This window comes from Vibrio sp. 1180_3 (genome assembly GCF_029478545.1).
Lineage (GTDB): Bacteria > Pseudomonadota > Gammaproteobacteria > Enterobacterales > Vibrionaceae > Vibrio > Vibrio aestuarianus.
In genome coordinates this window covers 22326-39110 of sequence record NZ_SJFM01000034.1, presented here as the reverse complement: position 1 = coordinate 39110, position 16785 = coordinate 22326, and the positions used below count along the sequence as shown (strand labels likewise).

Sequence of the window (16785 nt, the reverse complement as noted above, 5' to 3'; positions counted from 1 at the left end):
ATCACGCTCAATGTCGTGCATCTGTTCGAGTTGCAGTTTCTGTTGAGGAGTCAGTGTGATTTTCATGGTTTGTAGCATGATCCTGATTCTATTGAAAATCAAGCATCTTCAATGATCACGGGTATATGCCTTCTTTGAATCGCTTCCTGAGCCAACTTTTCTCATTAATCGTGAAGGAGTCTATGTCGAAACATGGGGAGGAACCGACAGAAGTCGTCACCATAACCCTGCCACCATCATCGGCCTAAACCAATACCAAGTGCTTCCACACGATAAAGCTCGTTGGTTTAATCAAATCGTTGCTGACGTGATTGATAGCGGTCAGCACCAAGAATTCGAATATGAGCTTGATCCGAAAACTTTACCCTGTTTTGAAGGCATAGAAGGCCCTCAAGATGTTCAATATTTCAATGCACTCGTAATCCCGTTAGCCGGAACAGAGTATGTACTCTGGACGGTACGTAACATTACCGAATACAAACGTACTGTAGAAAAACTCGCGACCCACCAGCTCGAGCTTGAAAAACTGACCTATATAGATCACCTCACCCAAGTCTATAACCGCTACGCGATGGATTCCTTACTCCCTCAAGCTTTAGATATGGCTAGGCTAGAAAAATCCAGTGCCGCTATTTTTATGATCGATATCGATTGTTTTAAACAATACAACGACCACTATGGGCACGTTAATGGTGATGATGTGTTGCGTGAGGTAGGGAAACTACTTCAGCATTGGAAACGAAAACATGATCTCTGCTTTCGGTACGGAGGAGATGAATTTTTGCTATTTCTTACCGATATAGATGACAAACAATGTAAAGATAGAGCCTATCAACTACTCGATAAAGTGAGAGAACTAGCGATCCCCCACAAAGGTTCACACGTTTCTCCCTATGTTTCGATAACAATCGGCATACAACATTGCGTCGATATACCAACCAACATGACACCACAACAATTTGTTGCAATTGCAGATAAAGCTCTATTTCATGCTAAACATCAGCAACGAGGCACCATTCATATGCTCAAAAAGGACTAAGCAAATGGTACCTATCTCTGCCAACGAGCCGCAGCTTTAGCATCAGAATCTCTTGAATCCACCCAACGTGTTTCATGCGTGGTACGTTCTTTTTTCCAAAAAGGCGCTTTAGTCTTTAAGTAATCCATGATGAATTCGCACGCTTCAAATGCAGAACCACGATGCGCACTGGTAACACCAACAAACACAATTTGATCACCAATATCCATGTCGCCGACTCGATGAATCACACGAATTTTCTGCAAAGGCCAACGTAGCTCAGCTTGATCACAAATTTCACTGAGCGATTTCTCTGTCATACCTGGATAGTGCTCCAGCGACAAGCCAATGACGTTGTCGCCTAAGTTCATATCTCGAACTTTACCAATAAAAGTAACCACCGCACCGGCTGCCGTTCCCTCCGACAGATATTGGTATTCGGCATCAACCGAAAAATCATCTTGCTGTACGCTTACTCTGCTATCCATTTTAGCCCCCGGTCACTGGTGGAAAAAAAGCAACCTCGTCACCAGTTTGCAACACTGTATCGAATGGGACAATCGACTGATTAACGGCGGCTAATAATTTACCAGCCTCTAGCGCGAGCCCCCACTTACCTTCTTGAGCGACTAAGTGAGCACGCAATGCTTCAACCGTATCAAACTCACTATCAACAACCAAACTGTCTTGCCCAACTAATTCTCGTGTTTGAGCAAAGAAGAGAACCGTAATCATGCCTTCACCACTTACTGTCTTGTTTGAATTATCGTTTTCAAAATTCAATTTTTATTCTTCGGCCTTAAAGTGACCCGATTTCCCGCCTGTTTTTTCCAACAAACGAACTTGGCTAATCACCATATCTTTTTGAACGGCTTTACACATATCGTAGATGGTCAACGCTGCAACCGAAGCAGCCGTCAGAGCTTCCATTTCTACGCCTGTTTTTCCTGCAAGCTTACAAACAGATTCAATACGTACTTTATTTTCAGCCTCAATAGCCTCAAGCTGCACTTCAACTTTGGAAAGCAACAATGGATGACAGAGTGGAATTAAATCCCATGTTTTCTTTGCCGCCTGAATACCCGCGATACGAGCCGTAGCAAAGACATCACCTTTGTGATGTTGCCCAGAAACGATTAACTGCAACGTTTCTGGTGCCATATGAACAAACGCTTCTGCGCGTGCCTCTCTAACGGTTTCGGCCTTCGCCGAAACATCAACCATGTTAGCTTCACCAGAAGCATTAATATGAGTAAATGAGCTCATCGGGCTTCCTTATACCGCAAGGTGAGGCATGAAATTACAAGGGCGATGACTCGCATCCATTTGCTGCTTAATAATTTTCGTCCAACCAGTACGACATGCCCCGGTAGACCCCGGCATCGCAAAAATTACGGTGTGATTAGCAAAACCCGCAATAGCGCGAGATTGAATGGTGGATGTACCTATCTCTTCATAAGAAACCATTCGGAATAACTCGCCAAAACCTTCCACTTCTTTATCAAATAAAGGCTTAAGTGCTTCAGGTGTACTGTCACGAGAAGTGAAGCCTGTTCCGCCAGTGATCAACACCGCTTGAACGTTTTCATCAGCAATCCACTGTGAAACAATCGCTCGAATTTTGTACATATCATCAATGACAATTTTCTTATCTGCTAATTTGTGACCAGCTTCTTGAAGCTGCTCGGCTAAGTAACCGCCTGAGGTATCATTTTCTTCAGTACGAGTATCTGACACTGTTAATACCGCGATATTTGCAGGTTGGAATTTGCTTTCTGCGTGACCCATTAGTTCACCTTTCTTTTTAAAATATGATGTTGTATTGAACTTGCCCCTTCGTTATATCGTGGGCAAGTATCAGAAAATTCGAATTTTAGCCGCCGATTGAGGCGAGATGTGGCGTCATTCCTGTATGACCATCATGTAGAAAATGACTCACAGATTTAGTTTGTAATTGCGCTTGGATACGTTCAATTAACGCTGTTTCTTGTTCATCTTTTTCAAGCAGATCACGAAGTTCAACTCCATGGTCGCCAAACAGACACAAATGCAGTTTGCCTTTTGCTGATACTCTTAAGCGGTTGCAACTCTCACAAAAGTTTTTCTCATAAGGCATGATAAGGCCAATCTCACCTTGGTAATCGGCATGCACGAACACTTGTGCCGGACCATCATTATTAGCTCGTGCTTTGAGCACCCAGCCGTCCGCAATAAGTTGATTACGAATCGCTACGCCAGAAACATGATGACGGTCGAACAAGCTATCCATATCTCCAGTTTGCATCAATTCAATAAAACGCAGTTGAATAGGACGGTGTTTGATCCAGTTGAGAAAAGCAGGAAGCTCGTGATGATTCATGTCTTTCATCAGTACGACATTAACCTTAACCTGCTCGAATCCGACTTCAAAAGCACGATCAATCCCCAACATTACATCATTGAACTTATTCTCGCCCGTGATCTGATGAAACATGCGCGGATCTAAACTATCAACACTCACATTGACGTGAGTTAACCCCGCGGCTTTCCAATGTTCAACTTGCTTCGCCATACGGTAGCCATTGGTTGTCGTCGCTACTTTATTGATGCCAGCTGTATTGGCCACTGTCGCAATAATTTCGGTGAAATCTTTGCGGAGACTGGGCTCACCACCAGTGATGCGTACTTTAGACGTACCACAATCAGCAAATGCTTTTACGACGCGTTGTATCTCTGGGAGGGTTAAAAATGACGAATTTTTCTGCCCCGAAGGTTTATAACCATCAGGCAGACAATATGTGCATTTAAAGTTACAGACATCTGTAACGGATAAGCGTAAATAATAAAATTTACGCTGAAATCTATCTTCGAATTGTTGCGCCACGAAACACCTTTCCAAATACGGGAGGCATAATCATTTCCAATTATGCCCTTGTGGCAGTAGGCCACTGGCTTAACCACCTTATCTCACAAAAATGAGACTTAGCTGATTAAGCTCGGAGCTATGGCAGCTGTTGAGGTATTATAATCAACCAAATCAACAGCAGCTGAAGGTAAAATACTTAATATTTTTAAGTGATTCTACCCTTGTAGCAAAAAAAATATATCCACCACTCAATTTACCACCTAATGAGTATGAGTTATGAACCACCTACTCTAAATTGTAGTGAAATATTTAAAAATAAGAAGAAACAGATGAGTATTTACGCATCCAAAAAAGTCGTCGCTATAGGCGGCGGACACGGGCTAGGACGTATGCTAGCGGCTTTAAAAGATTTCGGTTCTAACGCAACCGGTATTGTTACCACTACCGATAACGGCGGCTCAACTGGTCGCATTCGCCACTGCCAAGGTGGTATTGCTTGGGGTGATACTCGCAACTGTATTAATCAATTGATTACCGAACCCTCGATCAGTTCGATGATGTTTGAATATCGCTTCAAAGGCGCAGGTGAGCTGAATGGACACAACCTTGGTAATTTAATGCTAACTGCTTTAGACAACCTATCGGTACGCCCCCTCGATGCAATCAACCTGATTCGCAATATGCTGAAAGTGGACGTCAATATCGTGCCAATGTCGGAGCATCCTTCTGATCTGACTGCTTTGTCTTTGGATGGTCGCTGGGTTACAGGTGAAACCAATGTCGATGAAATGCAGGAAAACTTGCGCCGTTTAGACTTGTCGCCTGAAGTACCAGCTACGAAAGAGGCGGTAGCGGCAATCAGTGCTGCAGATTGTATTATCCTTGGCCCCGGCAGTTTCTTAACCAGTGTAATGCCGCCACTGTTACTGCCAGAAATCGGCAATGCCATTAAACAAAACATAAAAGCAAAATTGATTTTTGTCGAAAACTTATCGCCTGAACAAGGCCCGGCGGGAAGAATGTCACTTCAACAAAAATTGGAATGGTGTGAGAGAGCATGTCATGCTCGTGGTATTGATGTTGTGATTGGCGACACACCCCATCCAGATCTCGCTGAACTGTGGAATTGCGTCACCACCGACTTAGCCTCTCCCAACCGCGACTGGCGGCATGATCGCGTAAAACTTCAGCAAGCGATTGAAGCTCAGTTAATCGGTTAATTCCCTATGGAATTACCGAGTCATTAACTTGGTTCCATCAAGTTTGAATAACAGCGATGCGTTTCTTCAATCAAACTCAGCATCGCTGCCGATTCTTGAGCTTCATCAAATGACTGCTGTTCTTTCGCTTTCGCGTCAATCTCAACCGCTTTAGCACATAGTCTGTCGGCACCAAAACTCGATGCGCTGCTTTTTAAAGCGTGGCTAATCTCTTTGAGATACTCAAACTTGCTACTTAGCGTGTCATCAGCAAGCCTATGGGAGTAGCCACTTAGCTCCCCTAAAAAAATCTGCAACAATACAGGAACGTTCTCTTCACCAATTTCCTGAGCTAGATGCGCAATTTTATTTTTATTAATTAATTCCATTTCGATCAATTCTCTTCAGCGTTCCATGCTTGGATTTTACGATAAATAGTTGAAGGGCTAACATCTAAATAACCCGCGGCTTTAGGAATATTGCCATCGCAAGCATCAATCGCCTGTTCAATGGCTTGCTTCTCTATTAACCATAGTGGAAAAATATCGTGTACGGTGACACTTTTTTTATCAGTCTCTGAATTCGAATTGGGGATACGGATTTGATTATCCAGCACTTGATTCAAAGGTGGTGGCAACATGGTAAGTTGGATCTCACTGCCTTGGTTCAAAACAACAACGTTACGTAAAACGTTTTGCAGCTGGCGCACATTACCGGGCCATTCATACTGTGTAAAACGATCAATCACTTCAGGCGCAAGACGAACAAAGCCTTTCCCTTCTTCTTTCGACATGAAACCTAACAACGAATAGGCGATTTCAATAACATCATCACCTCGTTCTCGCAAAGGGGGTAAATGCAAAGGGATTACATACAGTCGATAGTACAAATCTTCTCGAAAACGCCCTTCTTGAACTTCTTTCCAAGGATCACGGTTGGTTGCGCAAACAAAACGTACATCCACATTTTTCATTTTAGACGAACCGACTTTTTGGAATGTACCCGTTTGTATAAAACGCAATAGCTTGGTTTGTAAATCCAAGTCCATTTCACACAATTCATCCAAAAATAGAGTACCACCATCGGCTAGCTCGGCAGCACCTTGTCGGTCGGTGGCTGCACCAGTAAATGCACCTTTGACGTGACCAAACAACTCACTTTCTATCAAATCTTTAGGAATCGCCGCACAATTGATGGCAATAAACGGTTTATCACCGCGCTTACTCGCAGCATGAATCGCTTCGGCGCACACCTCTTTACCTGTACCACTCTCACCTGTGATAAAAATACTGGCTTTACTGGTTGCGGCAGAATCAATTGTGCGATAAACCGACTGCATAGTTTGACTACTTCCAATAAAACCTTGGTAATTCTGATTACCCGGATTACCGACGTCATCTCGTAATTTGCTTGCTTTGCGAATGGCGTTATTGACCGTGACACGCAAACGGTCCGCTTCACAGGGTTTAATCAGAAAGTCTTGTGCCCCATGACGCATTGCTTCAACGGCAGTATCAATCGAACCGTGTGCTGTCATGAAAATCACAGGGACGTCAGGATATTGATCTTTGACCGCGTGCAAGACGTCCATACCAGTCATATCCGGTAATCGAAGATCGAGCAAAATTAAATCTGGCTCTCGATGGGCCAAGCTTTCTATTGCGTCGCGGCCGGTCCCGACGATATTAATATCGATTTCAAGAGGCGTTAAATAAGAACGATACAACGCCGCAACAGACGCAGTATCTTCGACCATCAGAAGATACTTAGTCTTCCGTATTGATAAACTCGATTGCATAACCTAGCCATTAACATTTGCAGTATGCCTTAATTGTTGCATTAAGGTTTGCATTTTGCAAAAAAAAGTTAGAGAGAGCCGATAGTTTAGAGCCCACATCACACTTTAGGGCTTAGTTAAGCTTGGCATGGTATATGCTTTAGCTTATATGACCCTTAGGGGTCACCTAGCCAACTGACGTTGTTAGTGAATAAAGTATTCACAAATAACAGCCAATAGAGTCTCTTTTCTATTGGCTATTTTTTTAACTATTGGTTATGAACTGCTGACGCAACTTCTCAATCTCATCTCGTTTCTGTGCTGCTAATTCAAATTCCAAATCTTGCGCATGTTTATACATTTTAGCTTCTAACTTACTGATCTCTTTCTCTAATTGCAGTGGTGTTAACGCGCCATAGGTTTGAGAGCTTTCGGCCACTTTCGATAACGGAACTTGAGCGCTAGCACGCTGTTTTTTCGATTTGGTGATGTCACCCAATTCCATAATATCTTTGATATTACGTTTAAGGGCCTGCGGTTGAATGCCCAGCTCCTCGTTGTGCGCTTGCTGCTTTTGACGACGACGCTCGGTCTCATCCATCGCTTTCTTCATCGAGTTAGTGATACGGTCTGCATATAAAATCGCTTTGCCTTCGATATTACGTGCGGCACGACCAATGGTTTGAATCAGCGATCGTTCTGAACGTAAGAAGCCTTCTTTATCTGCATCCAAAATAGCAACCAACGACACTTCTGGCATATCCAAACCTTCACGAAGTAAGTTGATGCCCACTAATACATCAAACTCACCCAAACGAAGATCACGAATAATTTCAACTCGTTCAACTGTGTCAATATCCGAGTGAAGGTATCGAACTTTTACTCCATGCTCATGCAGATATTCAGTTAAATCCTCTGCCATTCGTTTAGTCAGAGTGGTAACCAATACTCGCTCTTCCTTGGCCGAACGGATTCGAATTTCAGACAACAGATCATCGACTTGTGTCGCCACCGGGCGAACCTCCAGCACAGGATCAAGCAAACCCGTTGGACGAACAACTTGATCGACAATCTGACCTTGCGATTTTTCCAATTCGTAGTTACCCGGTGTCGCAGAAACAAAAATAGTTTGTGGCGCGAGTGATTCAAACTCTTCGAACTTCAATGGGCGGTTATCTAGGGCAGAAGGCAAACGGAAACCAAATTCGACCAACGTTTCTTTGCGCGAGCGATCCCCTTTAAACATTGCGCCAATTTGCGGCACGGTGACGTGAGATTCATCAATAATCAACAAGCCATCATGAGGCAGATAGTCAAAAAGTGTTGGCGGTGGCTCACCTTCATTACGACCGCTGAGATAGCGCGAGTAGTTTTCAATACCAGAACAGAATCCAAGTTCATTCATCATTTCAATATCAAATTGAGTGCGCTGCGATATCCGTTGTTCTTCGAGCAATTTGTTATTTTCAAGCAGATAAGCTTGGCGAGTTCGCAGCTCTTCTTTAATCAGTTCTATTGCATCTAATATTCGCTCTCTAGGAGTCACGTAGTGAGTTTTGGGATAAACAGTATACCTTGGCAAGTCACGCTGAATCATCGCCCCTGTGAGCGGATCGAACAGGCTGATGCAATCAATCTCATCATCAAACATTTCGACTCGTACAGCGGCATAGTCTGATTCGGCTGGAAATATATCAATCACTTCACCGCGGACTCTGAATTGACCACGTTCAAACGCCATGTCGTTACGCGTGTATTGAAGCTCCGCTAAACGGCGGATAATATCGCGCTGATCCATCACATCACCACGGCGGACGTGCAGCATCATCTTTAAATACGAATCTGGATCACCCAACCCATAAATAGCGGAAACCGAAGCAACAATAATTGCATCTTTACGCTCTAAAAGTGCTTTGGTCGCGGAAAGCCGCATTTGTTCTATATGGGAGTTAACCGAGGAGTCTTTTTCTATAAACGTGTCCGTGGTTGGCACATAAGCTTCTGGTTGGTAGTAATCGTAGTACGAGACAAAATACTCAACCGCATTATTGGGGAAGAATGATTTCATTTCCCCATACAATTGAGCGGCTAAGGTCTTGTTAGGTGCCAATAAAATTGCTGGACGCTGAGCTTGCGCAATGACATTGGCTAAAGTAAACGTTTTGCCCGACCCCGTCACACCCAATAAGGTTTGATGAGCAAGCCCTGCGTCTAACCCAGCAAATAACTGTTTAATCGCCGTTGGTTGATCCCCCGACGGTTGATAGTCTGATACCAATTCAAACGCTTTGTTCATAGTTCCTCTAACCAATGCCTGTGACCTCTCAAGCATTCTCGCTGTTAGCGAGGTTTTGTTGCAAGCAATTCATCAAAATAGTTGTGCAGAAGATCGAGCAAGCATCGAAAAAACCACTAGATTACCACTTTGGAGTTTGCTATCATCCTTCACCCAATTCGTACAAAAATCAGCCTTGTACAAAAAAATAATCCACTTGTTTTCCCCAAAATACTATTGAAAATCGATATTTTTATTTTTACGCGATGTAACCACCACCACAATCGTCTCGGTTGATAAGTCATAAAAAAAACGTAAAAACAAACAGTTAAATACAAGATTAACAGTAAATCACATTTGAGTAATTACTCAATATTTATCCTAAAAACAAGTTGCGCAAGGTTCATTAACACACTTATCCACAATTTTGGTGGATAAGTAAACCTAGCCCAATACTGATAAGGGATACAAAAAAGTAAAGCATTTTTAATGGGAAAATTTATTTTTTATTGATGTAAAAAGGTTGACACTAAACATCTCGCTAGCTAACATTCGCACCGCTTAAAGCAATTCCCCCTTAGTTCAGTCGGTAGAACGGCGGACTGTTAATCCGTATGTCGCAAGTTCAAGTCTTGCAGGGGGAGCCAAATTCAAGAAAAAAGACGTCCTAGGACGTCTTTTTTTGTATCTAAACCTAGCTATTTCAAGGAATTGTATTCTCTTAACGTCTTTTCCTGACTCGTACTAGCTTAGAAGTTTAGGTATACACAATAGGTACATTGCCTGTATGTTCAATTTACGGTGTACCAATCATGGCAAGAACAACTAAATCTTATAAAAAATTCTATATTTATAGACGCCTTCACTTTTCTTCAAACAATGTAATGAGTGAAGCAATCAAAGGGAAAGATAAATATAACAGCTCTCCCTTCCAGATTTACGCTTTCACATTAAAACCAAAACTCTAAACCAGCACGGTAGAACATATCCTTCTCCTCAGCATTATAAGCATCAGTGTAACCAACACGTACATACGGTAAGAAACCGTTCGGCATGTTTGCCATTAATTGGAGAGAATAAACTTCGTCTTGCGTATCCAGCTGTTTCACACCATCGATTTCTAAATCAAAGTTCTTCGCATAGCCTAACTTAGCGCCATAAATGCCGTGCCAGTATTCACCGATGACACTAATTGCGTCTTGTGTCCGCTTCACTTGAGTTTGCAGATCGACGTTTTCGCCACTTTTATAACCTGCGTAGAACTTAAAGCCCGTATCCCAAAGCGGCGTTTCAATACCAATAATGTAGCCAGCAGTATCGGCATGTCTGTCCACACTTCCATCTTCAATCAACATGTTGTCCGTTTGTTCATAAGCACCATGAATTTTAAACTGAGCATATGATGTGTAAGTCACTCGAGCAGAATACGTGTGAGAACCAGACTGTGACACGTCGTCTCGGTTCACACTCAAAACCAAATTAAAATCACCTACAGCTGTCTCTTGCAATGAACCATCGTAACGAATCATGTTAGACATACGGTTACTTTGGTGCCATTTTACATCACCACCCCAGTCAAACACTCGGCCTAAACCTGGGTTTGTATATGGCCAGTCCACCAGCTCATAAAGCGCCGACTTCATTCGGCCAAATCTCAATTTACCGTAGTCAGTATCAAAGCCGACAAAAGTATCAAAAGTGCCTAACCCCGACATCGTGGCTTCGTAACCGACATAACCCGATTCAATCTGGAAGAGCACATCCACGCCATCAATGATCTCTTTGCTACCTCGGAAGCCTATGTACGACTCATTATCATGGCTGTAATCGTAGATCTTTTCGTTGGCACTTGTAGTAAAAATGGAGAATGCGATATTACCGTACAGCTCTAAGTTATAGTCCTCAGGGCCACCAATTTGCATTGCATTAACGACGTTAGGAACAGACAGAGCCGCTACCATTGCCGAAACGAATGCTGTTCTTTTCAATGTTTTCACGATATAAATTCCAAGTTTAAGGTGCAACAGCCCCCCCTCAAAATTAACAGAGGCGAATTGCTTTATAGTTTTTCAAGACGAGTGAAGTCCGCCCCTGTTTATAGAGGCTAAGTGACTCGCTAGATTAGTTATTTCTAATTAGGGTATTAAGTGTGTTGTTGATGAATAATGTTCAACGCATCGACTAGCTTCGAGATTGACCGGCCCTGATTCACAAAAACTAAGCCGTGAAATAATAAATCCAGAACATACGTTTGTGCGGCAGTGATGGTAGAAGAGTCGGATTCATAGGGGTTCGATGTACCACCCGTTAACAGAATGACATCGGCATGCTGACTCAATGAAGAACGTTCAAACTTGCTGATGACTATCGTTGCCGCTCCACGCTCTTTGACTCGTTTCAATGCATCAATGGTATCTTTCGATTCACCGGAATGAGAGATTGCAATAACTACGTCTCCTTCATTCACATTGTTTGAGTTCAATATTAACGTGTGATTATCTATCAGAGCATCCACGTTAGACATAATACGCATAAAGCGATATTTAGCATGCAAAGCGCTAATAGCAGACATTCCAATCCCATAGAAATAAATATGCTTCGCTTCGTTTAATTGCGATGCCACTTTGTCTAGTGTTTCTTCCGACTGAAGCAAAAGAGTATCGCTGATCGCGTTATGAGTGCTTTGTGCAAGCTGATTGGCGATCTTTTGCATGGAATCGGTCGCTTCATCCATAGAAGTTACAGCGGCAAACTGATGGACTGCCGCCTCTTCAATCTCACCTCTAAGCTGGTTCTTAAGCTCCGGCAACCCTTTGTAACCCAACTTCTTTGTAAAGCGAATGATTGAAGCTTCACCCACACCAACAGTTTTCGCTAAGTTTGAGGTACTCATATTAACAAAGGACTCTCTATTTCCTTCTATGTACTCAACAATACGAAGTTCAGTTTGGGTTAACTCATTACAACGGGTACTAACCAAAGTGTTAAAAGACAGCTTAGTGTTCATCTACAGACCTACAGTTTTTTATGTATTTCAATCAGTTCTTCGACAAGTTCACGACATAGCATACCAGTCATTAGGTGATCTTGCGCATGTACCATCACTAATGTGATTTTCAGTTTGCCTTCCCCCTCATCCATACCAATCAATCGAGTTTGAACTTCATGAGCGTTGTTGAAGGCTGCTCTTGAGGCTTCTAGTGACGCTTCAGCGGTTGCAAAATCCCCTTTTTTGGCATGTTGAAGAGCCTCCATCGCGCACGAACGACCTTCACCCGCTGCAATAATCAACGCCATTACTTCTTCTTCATAATTCATGATGTTACCTATATTTTGTTTATTCTAAATGGGGGGACCATCCGTGGTCTAACTCTATAAGCTAAGTGACTAAATTAAAGATAGAGCTTGATTAAACACTTTCTCACCGTTCATTGAACCGTAAGCCATAGGGTCAATAGCGGCTGCTTTTTTGCCAGCAGCTTCTGCAATACTTTGAACTTCAGCTAGCTTAAAGCGAATCTGAGGGGCAACTAACACCGCATCGTAGTTGTCAATGATGTCTTTTAGAACATCAACACCATGCGCTTCAATTATGGCTTCTTCACCAGCCTGAATCGCATACTCACTCATTTTTTTCATAAGCATTGAAGTACTCATACCTGCTGCGCAGATTAATAGGATACGTTTCATGTTATTTACCTTACTTTACTTGTATGTGTAACCCGCTCATTCGTTTGAATGGTGCGGAGATTGCAATAATTTCTGGAGGACACGCTGTAAACGAGTGCTTAATTGTGTTCTGCCATGCGGTTTGAATACCAGCTTTTACGCGTTCAAAAACTGGCGTTGAGTATTGTTCAAAGGTGCCATAATCCACCCCTAATTCGGGCAGATAATCAAGCTGAACAGGGAATCGAACTTCCGTTTGATATGCCCAGTCGGAAACCAACCGCTCTTTAAGAAACTGCGAGGTTGCTTGTGAGTTGTCACCAAAGGTTGAAAAAACTAAGGTTGCAATGGCGGTTCCTAGGCTATTACAAGTGGTATTCCATCCTGCATAGCCAGAAAGCTTATCAAGGGCACCGACCTTATCGAGCGCTTTGATTAAATCAGTTTCTCCGCCATTCGACATAGCCAAATCTGCAACCACTACAGGCCTAGACTCCGCCCTCTCTCTAAGCTGCTTGGCAAACGTGATCAAGTCACGATAAGTATGGTAAGTGACATTCTTATACTTCGCTTTACGCACATTTGTATGCACACAAAAGCCATAACTCACCTCAAAAGCCTCTTGCATCGTTTCGCCACAACCGTTAATCGCGAGCATCGGTAAATTAGGATCATTATACTCAACAACTTCTACGCCACACGCTCGCGAATGTGAACGTAAAGAGTGAACAAATGGACGGTCTTCATAGTTAGGCACCACCGATTTAAACAACTCATTTGAGTAAAGAGCTTGTACTTGTAATGTCTGCTCTTTGACAGCTAAATAGGCTTTAGTCAGCAAGGTACAGCCCGACTCATCAGTACCCGGATGGACAAACACCTTATCCTGTACACCATATCCTGCGATAGACTCAAAGATTCTGACTTGATCTTCTGCGGTATAACCAAACTCTGCTGTGTCATCCAAAGGTACAATTAGCTGTTCGATAACACCTTTTGCCACCAACTCGATCGCTTGGAGCGTTACTTGCAGATTTTTTTCTCGGCGTTCAGTCCAATCACGCATATCATCCACATTGACTTTCAAACGAAGCTGCTCCAGCGTATCAGCCTCTTCTTTTGTTAAGCCAATGCGCTTTTGTTTGTTTTCTAGAAAACCTAAGTTGAAGATTGCTTGACCGGAGTGTGCGTAATACTCTGGTTCCTCCTCACTCGAATTGTACTTAGGTGTTCGTAAAACTAAGGACGATGCATAAATCCGTAACTTTGGATTTTCCTGTTTTAAGAGAATCAACTCATTGATTCGACTACTTAACCATTCTTGTTCATGTTGGTGAACTCTTGCCGGAAATAATCCACCATATATGTACATGTCTAGGCTAATGACCAACGCATCCGACTGGTTTGCATTGTCAAACACATAATGCGTTAGATAGTGATGATCGGCCGCTTGCTTTTTAAAGCCCAACTTCGCTTTTTCAGGGATAGCCAAGCTTACTTGACTATCCATCGCTGCTAGCGACTCTAGAAAATCGTAATTGTAGGGCCTGATATCTAAGGGGATACAGGTCAGTTGCATTACGATGCCTCCGTTGTTGATGGTTGACGGTTCATCGCAATAACAAATGGAAGATAAATCATCACCGAAATAGCGATAATGATGACAGACAACACAGCCGCTCTCCAATCACCACCAGTAGCGAGGAAAGAACTCAGTACAGGAGGTGTTGTCCAAGGAATAATGACGGATGTCTTAGCAATTAGGCCCATCGCAGTCGCGGCATAAGCGATAACCACACTAACAATTGGCGTAAGCAAAAACGGAATAATCAGTATTGGGTTAAACATGATGGGTAAACCAAAAATCAGTGGTTCGTTGATATTAAACGCTGCGGCTGGTGTTGACAGTTTGGTGATAGCACGGTGCTCACTCTTCTTCGCTGCCATCCATAAAGCAATTAACAAACCAATAGTTTGACCACCACCACCCATGAAGCCGAATGCATCAATGAAAGGCTTAGTGACAATATGTGGAAGTTCGATACCCGCGGCAAAGGCCTGCGCATTTTCTTGAATCGCCACTAGCAGGGTCGTTTCAACAATTGGGTATGTGATACTCGCACCGTGAATACCCACCCACCACAAACCATTTTGAAACAAAAGTAGCATGATCAAACCACCCAGCCCTTGCAGAGCATTCTGAAGTGGTGTTTGAATCATAAGATTTACAAGCTCGTGAACCGTCACATCAAAGAAATGATTCAGTGCCCATGCCAACGTGCCAAATGCAGTGAGTACAACGATCATCGGAATCAGAACGTTGAAACTGCGTGCGACTGATGGCGGAACACTATCTGGCATTTTGATCTTCAAGGAGTCATTAGCAGAAACGCGGCGGAAGACCTCAACCGAGCCCAGTGCAACAAAGATTCCAACGAACATGCCCGTGGCACCCATCTCAGCCCCCGAAACTAATCCACCCGCATTAAACGCCTCTCCTGATGGAGAAACGACATCAATACCCATTGGGAAAAATACAAACAAAGAAGCCAGGGCAAAAATTGCGTAGGTGATTCCATCTTCTCCGTAGCTGTTGGCTAAACGGTAAGCAATCATCAGTGTTGCAAGGAAAGCTAAAATATTCAGTGTACCGTTGTAGACGCGAACACCTATTTCTTGGGCGTGCCCGATCCACTCACCTTCTAAGCCGAAAAAACCGACAAGGCCAGAATCGCTATTTAAGATAACGTTGTTGATAAGGATAAATAGTGAAGCTGCAATGATCAGTGGCATTAAGGCCACAAAGCTTTCACGTACAGCAGTTAGATGGCGCTGGCCAGTAAAAATTCCAGCCCAATGAGATAGCTTATCAATGATCGCTGTCCCACCTCCATTTTTTAATTTTTCTATTGCGTTCATGTCGCCCCTAAAGATTCATATTGCGTAACGAATTTTGATGCGAGCATTCTATGTTTCTCTCCAATTTAATGAAGTTAACTTGATCACATTTCACACCAAAAACTCCACTTAAATTTCTTTGAGTGGAGTTTTTAAGTTAAAGTAACGCCACTTCATTGAATAATAGAAAAGGCAAAAACCAAGATGTTAAGCAAAGTCAAAGGTGGGTTAATCGTATCTTGCCAAGCGTTACCAGATGAACCTCTACATAGTAGCTTTATCATGAGTCGCTTGGCACTGGCTGCAAGCCAGGGTGGGGCCGTTGGCATACGAGCAAATACTCCAGAAGATATTGAAGCAATAAAGGAAACCGTTGACCTACCTATCGTTGGAATAGTTAAGAGAGATTATCAAGATAGCAATGTCTACATAACTCCAACCAAAAAAGAAATTCTGGAATTATTAAACTCTAATCCAGACATGATCGCTATGGACGCGACTTTTGAAAAAAGACCCAATGGGGAGTCTTTAGCGTCGATAATGGAATACATGAAAACTTATCATCCCAATGTTCAAACCATGGCTGACATTGCCACACGCGAACAAGCTATTGAAGCTGAAAAGCTGGGGTTTGATTGCGTTTCAACCACTCTTAGAGGTTACACGCAAGAGACTCAAGGACTGCGAAATGATGACAACAATTTTGAGTTTGTCAGACAGTTGGTTGAATTGCTCTCAATTCCTGTCATTGCTGAAGGCAACATTGATACGCCAGAGAAAGCAGCCAAGTGTCTACAATACGGCTGTCATGCTGTTGTTGTTGGCGGCGCAATCACCAGACCAAAGCAAATCACTGATAAATTTGTTAAAGCAATGGTGAGTACTAAAGTGTGACTCTGTGCTCTATAGCTTGTTCTGCAAAAAGGACAAACTAAAATCTAAAAGTCGGGAGATGAAAATCTCCTGACCTCTAAAAGTATAAACAAGATCATATGTCCATAAATAGAGTGGTCATAGGAAACTAACTAAAACAAGAAATTGAACCTTGTCAGTAACAGTCGATAGTTACATTGCGTTAGGTATAAGGAAAAGTAAGTCAAATTG

Annotated in this window: 16 protein-coding genes, 1 tRNA gene, 1 pseudogene and 1 riboswitch; of the genes and pseudogenes, 4 read left to right on the top strand and 14 right to left on the bottom strand. The window is 42.9% G+C overall.

All coding sequences use genetic code 11. The annotated features are described in order from the left end of the window. Nucleotides 1–133: 133 nt before the first annotated feature. Nucleotides 134–1039 (top strand): annotated as a pseudogene (locus tag EYW48_RS17285) (diguanylate cyclase); the annotation flags it as partial. 11 nt (nt 1040–1050) lie between these two features. Here EYW48_RS17285 and moaE read toward each other — a convergent pair. From moaE to moaA, 5 genes are all read right to left on the bottom strand, one after another. Continuing rightward, the gene (gene moaE / locus EYW48_RS17280) at nt 1051–1506 is read right to left on the bottom strand and encodes a molybdopterin synthase catalytic subunit MoaE (protein WP_168522822.1); all 456 of its coding nucleotides are present in this window, start codon (nt 1504–1506) and stop codon (nt 1051–1053) included. A 1-nt stretch (nt 1507) separates the two neighbouring features. Then, nucleotides 1508–1753: a molybdopterin synthase sulfur carrier subunit gene (gene moaD / locus EYW48_RS17275; protein ID WP_277432729.1), complete on the bottom strand. Its 246-nt coding sequence runs from the start codon at nt 1751–1753 to the stop codon at nt 1508–1510. Between the two features lie 51 nt (nt 1754–1804). Continuing rightward, nucleotides 1805–2284, bottom strand: coding sequence for a cyclic pyranopterin monophosphate synthase MoaC (gene moaC, locus EYW48_RS17270; RefSeq protein WP_168522826.1), 480 nt, complete (start codon nt 2282–2284; stop codon nt 1805–1807). Nucleotides 2285–2293: 9 nt separating this feature from the next. Further along, nucleotides 2294–2806, bottom strand: a complete 513-nt coding sequence (gene moaB, locus EYW48_RS17265) for a molybdenum cofactor biosynthesis protein B (RefSeq protein WP_053310205.1) — start codon at nt 2804–2806, stop codon at nt 2294–2296. Between the two features lie 85 nt (nt 2807–2891). Continuing rightward, a complete protein-coding gene (moaA, locus tag EYW48_RS17260; protein ID WP_053310206.1) occupies nt 2892–3881 on the bottom strand; it encodes a GTP 3',8-cyclase MoaA in 990 nt (329 codons plus the stop codon). After that, a riboswitch (molybdenum cofactor riboswitch) is annotated at nt 3869–4011 on the bottom strand. It overlaps the preceding gene by 13 nt. A gap of 181 nt (nt 4012–4192) precedes the next feature. Here moaA and EYW48_RS17255 point away from each other — a divergent pair. Beyond that, nucleotides 4193–5083, top strand: a complete 891-nt coding sequence (locus tag EYW48_RS17255) for a YvcK family protein (protein WP_168522830.1) — start codon at nt 4193–4195, stop codon at nt 5081–5083. 23 nt (nt 5084–5106) lie between these two features. Here the strand turns inward: EYW48_RS17255 and luxU are convergent, their stop codons facing one another. The 3 genes from luxU to uvrB all read right to left on the bottom strand — a co-directional run bounded on the left by luxU (nt 5107) and on the right by uvrB (nt 9135). Beyond that, nucleotides 5107–5451 carry a quorum-sensing phosphorelay protein LuxU gene (luxU, locus tag EYW48_RS17250; RefSeq protein WP_171979981.1) on the bottom strand — a complete coding sequence of 115 codons (345 nt, stop codon included), beginning with the start codon at nt 5449–5451 and terminating at the stop codon, nt 5107–5109. A 5-nt stretch (nt 5452–5456) separates the two neighbouring features. Beyond that, nucleotides 5457–6860, bottom strand: coding sequence for a quorum-sensing sigma-54 dependent transcriptional regulator LuxO (gene luxO, locus EYW48_RS17245; RefSeq protein ID WP_176245867.1), 1404 nt, complete (start codon nt 6858–6860; stop codon nt 5457–5459). A 244-nt stretch (nt 6861–7104) separates the two neighbouring features. Next, entirely contained in the window at nt 7105–9135 is a 2031-nt protein-coding gene (gene uvrB / locus EYW48_RS17240) for an excinuclease ABC subunit UvrB (protein WP_168522836.1), read from the bottom strand. Between the two features lie 550 nt (nt 9136–9685). On the opposite strand from uvrB, the gene EYW48_RS17235 reads away from it, so the two are divergent. Further along, nucleotides 9686–9761: transfer RNA gene (locus tag EYW48_RS17235), tRNA-Asn, on the top strand. A gap of 303 nt (nt 9762–10064) precedes the next feature. Here EYW48_RS17235 and EYW48_RS17230 read toward each other — a convergent pair. From EYW48_RS17230 to EYW48_RS17205, 6 genes are all read right to left on the bottom strand, one after another. Beyond that, entirely contained in the window at nt 10065–11111 is a 1047-nt protein-coding gene (locus EYW48_RS17230) for a porin (RefSeq protein ID WP_261916979.1), read from the bottom strand. 146 nt (nt 11112–11257) lie between these two features. Continuing rightward, nucleotides 11258–12121 (bottom strand): MurR/RpiR family transcriptional regulator, encoded by an 864-nt coding sequence (locus EYW48_RS17225; protein WP_261916980.1) that lies wholly within the window; start codon nt 12119–12121, stop codon nt 11258–11260. 8 nt (nt 12122–12129) lie between these two features. After that, nucleotides 12130–12432: a PTS lactose/cellobiose transporter subunit IIA gene (locus tag EYW48_RS17220; protein ID WP_261916981.1), complete on the bottom strand. Its 303-nt coding sequence runs from the start codon at nt 12430–12432 to the stop codon at nt 12130–12132. A gap of 69 nt (nt 12433–12501) precedes the next feature. Next, nucleotides 12502–12804, bottom strand: coding sequence for a PTS sugar transporter subunit IIB (locus tag EYW48_RS17215; protein ID WP_261916982.1), 303 nt, complete (start codon nt 12802–12804; stop codon nt 12502–12504). Nucleotides 12805–12814: 10 nt separating this feature from the next. After that, nucleotides 12815–14362: a DUF4127 family protein gene (locus tag EYW48_RS17210; protein WP_274693458.1), complete on the bottom strand. Its 1548-nt coding sequence runs from the start codon at nt 14360–14362 to the stop codon at nt 12815–12817. Next, nucleotides 14362–15702: a PTS transporter subunit EIIC gene (locus tag EYW48_RS17205; protein WP_261916984.1), complete on the bottom strand. Its 1341-nt coding sequence runs from the start codon at nt 15700–15702 to the stop codon at nt 14362–14364. The genes EYW48_RS17210 and EYW48_RS17205 overlap by 1 nt, the downstream gene beginning before the upstream one ends. A 183-nt stretch (nt 15703–15885) precedes the next feature. Here EYW48_RS17205 and EYW48_RS17200 point away from each other — a divergent pair, with 183 nt between their 5' ends. Further along, the gene (locus tag EYW48_RS17200; RefSeq protein WP_274693460.1) at nt 15886–16575 is read left to right on the top strand and encodes an N-acetylmannosamine-6-phosphate 2-epimerase; all 690 of its coding nucleotides are present in this window, start codon (nt 15886–15888) and stop codon (nt 16573–16575) included. Nucleotides 16576–16785 lie beyond the last annotated feature (210 nt).

Coding starts and splice junctions, on each gene's coding strand:
- moaE (WP_168522822.1), bottom strand. CDS start 1,506: ATGGATAGCAGAGTAAGCGTACAGCAAGATGATTTTTCGGTTGATGCC.
- moaD (WP_277432729.1), bottom strand. CDS start 1,753: ATGATTACGGTTCTCTTCTTTGCTCAAACACGAGAATTAGTTGGGCAA.
- moaC (WP_168522826.1), bottom strand. CDS start 2,284: ATGAGCTCATTTACTCATATTAATGCTTCTGGTGAAGCTAACATGGTT.
- moaB (WP_053310205.1), bottom strand. CDS start 2,806: ATGGGTCACGCAGAAAGCAAATTCCAACCTGCAAATATCGCGGTATTA.
- EYW48_RS17255 (WP_168522830.1), top strand. CDS start 4,193: ATGAGTATTTACGCATCCAAAAAAGTCGTCGCTATAGGCGGCGGACAC.
- luxU (WP_171979981.1), bottom strand. CDS start 5,451: ATGGAATTAATTAATAAAAATAAAATTGCGCATCTAGCTCAGGAAATT.
- luxO (WP_176245867.1), bottom strand. CDS start 6,860: ATGCAATCGAGTTTATCAATACGGAAGACTAAGTATCTTCTGATGGTC.
- uvrB (WP_168522836.1), bottom strand. CDS start 9,135: ATGAACAAAGCGTTTGAATTGGTATCAGACTATCAACCGTCGGGGGAT.
- EYW48_RS17225 (WP_261916980.1), bottom strand. CDS start 12,121: ATGAACACTAAGCTGTCTTTTAACACTTTGGTTAGTACCCGTTGTAAT.
- EYW48_RS17220 (WP_261916981.1), bottom strand. CDS start 12,432: ATGAATTATGAAGAAGAAGTAATGGCGTTGATTATTGCAGCGGGTGAA.
- EYW48_RS17215 (WP_261916982.1), bottom strand. CDS start 12,804: ATGAAACGTATCCTATTAATCTGCGCAGCAGGTATGAGTACTTCAATG.
- EYW48_RS17210 (WP_274693458.1), bottom strand. CDS start 14,362: ATGCAACTGACCTGTATCCCCTTAGATATCAGGCCCTACAATTACGAT.
- EYW48_RS17205 (WP_261916984.1), bottom strand. CDS start 15,702: ATGAACGCAATAGAAAAATTAAAAAATGGAGGTGGGACAGCGATCATT.
- EYW48_RS17200 (WP_274693460.1), top strand. CDS start 15,886: ATGTTAAGCAAAGTCAAAGGTGGGTTAATCGTATCTTGCCAAGCGTTA.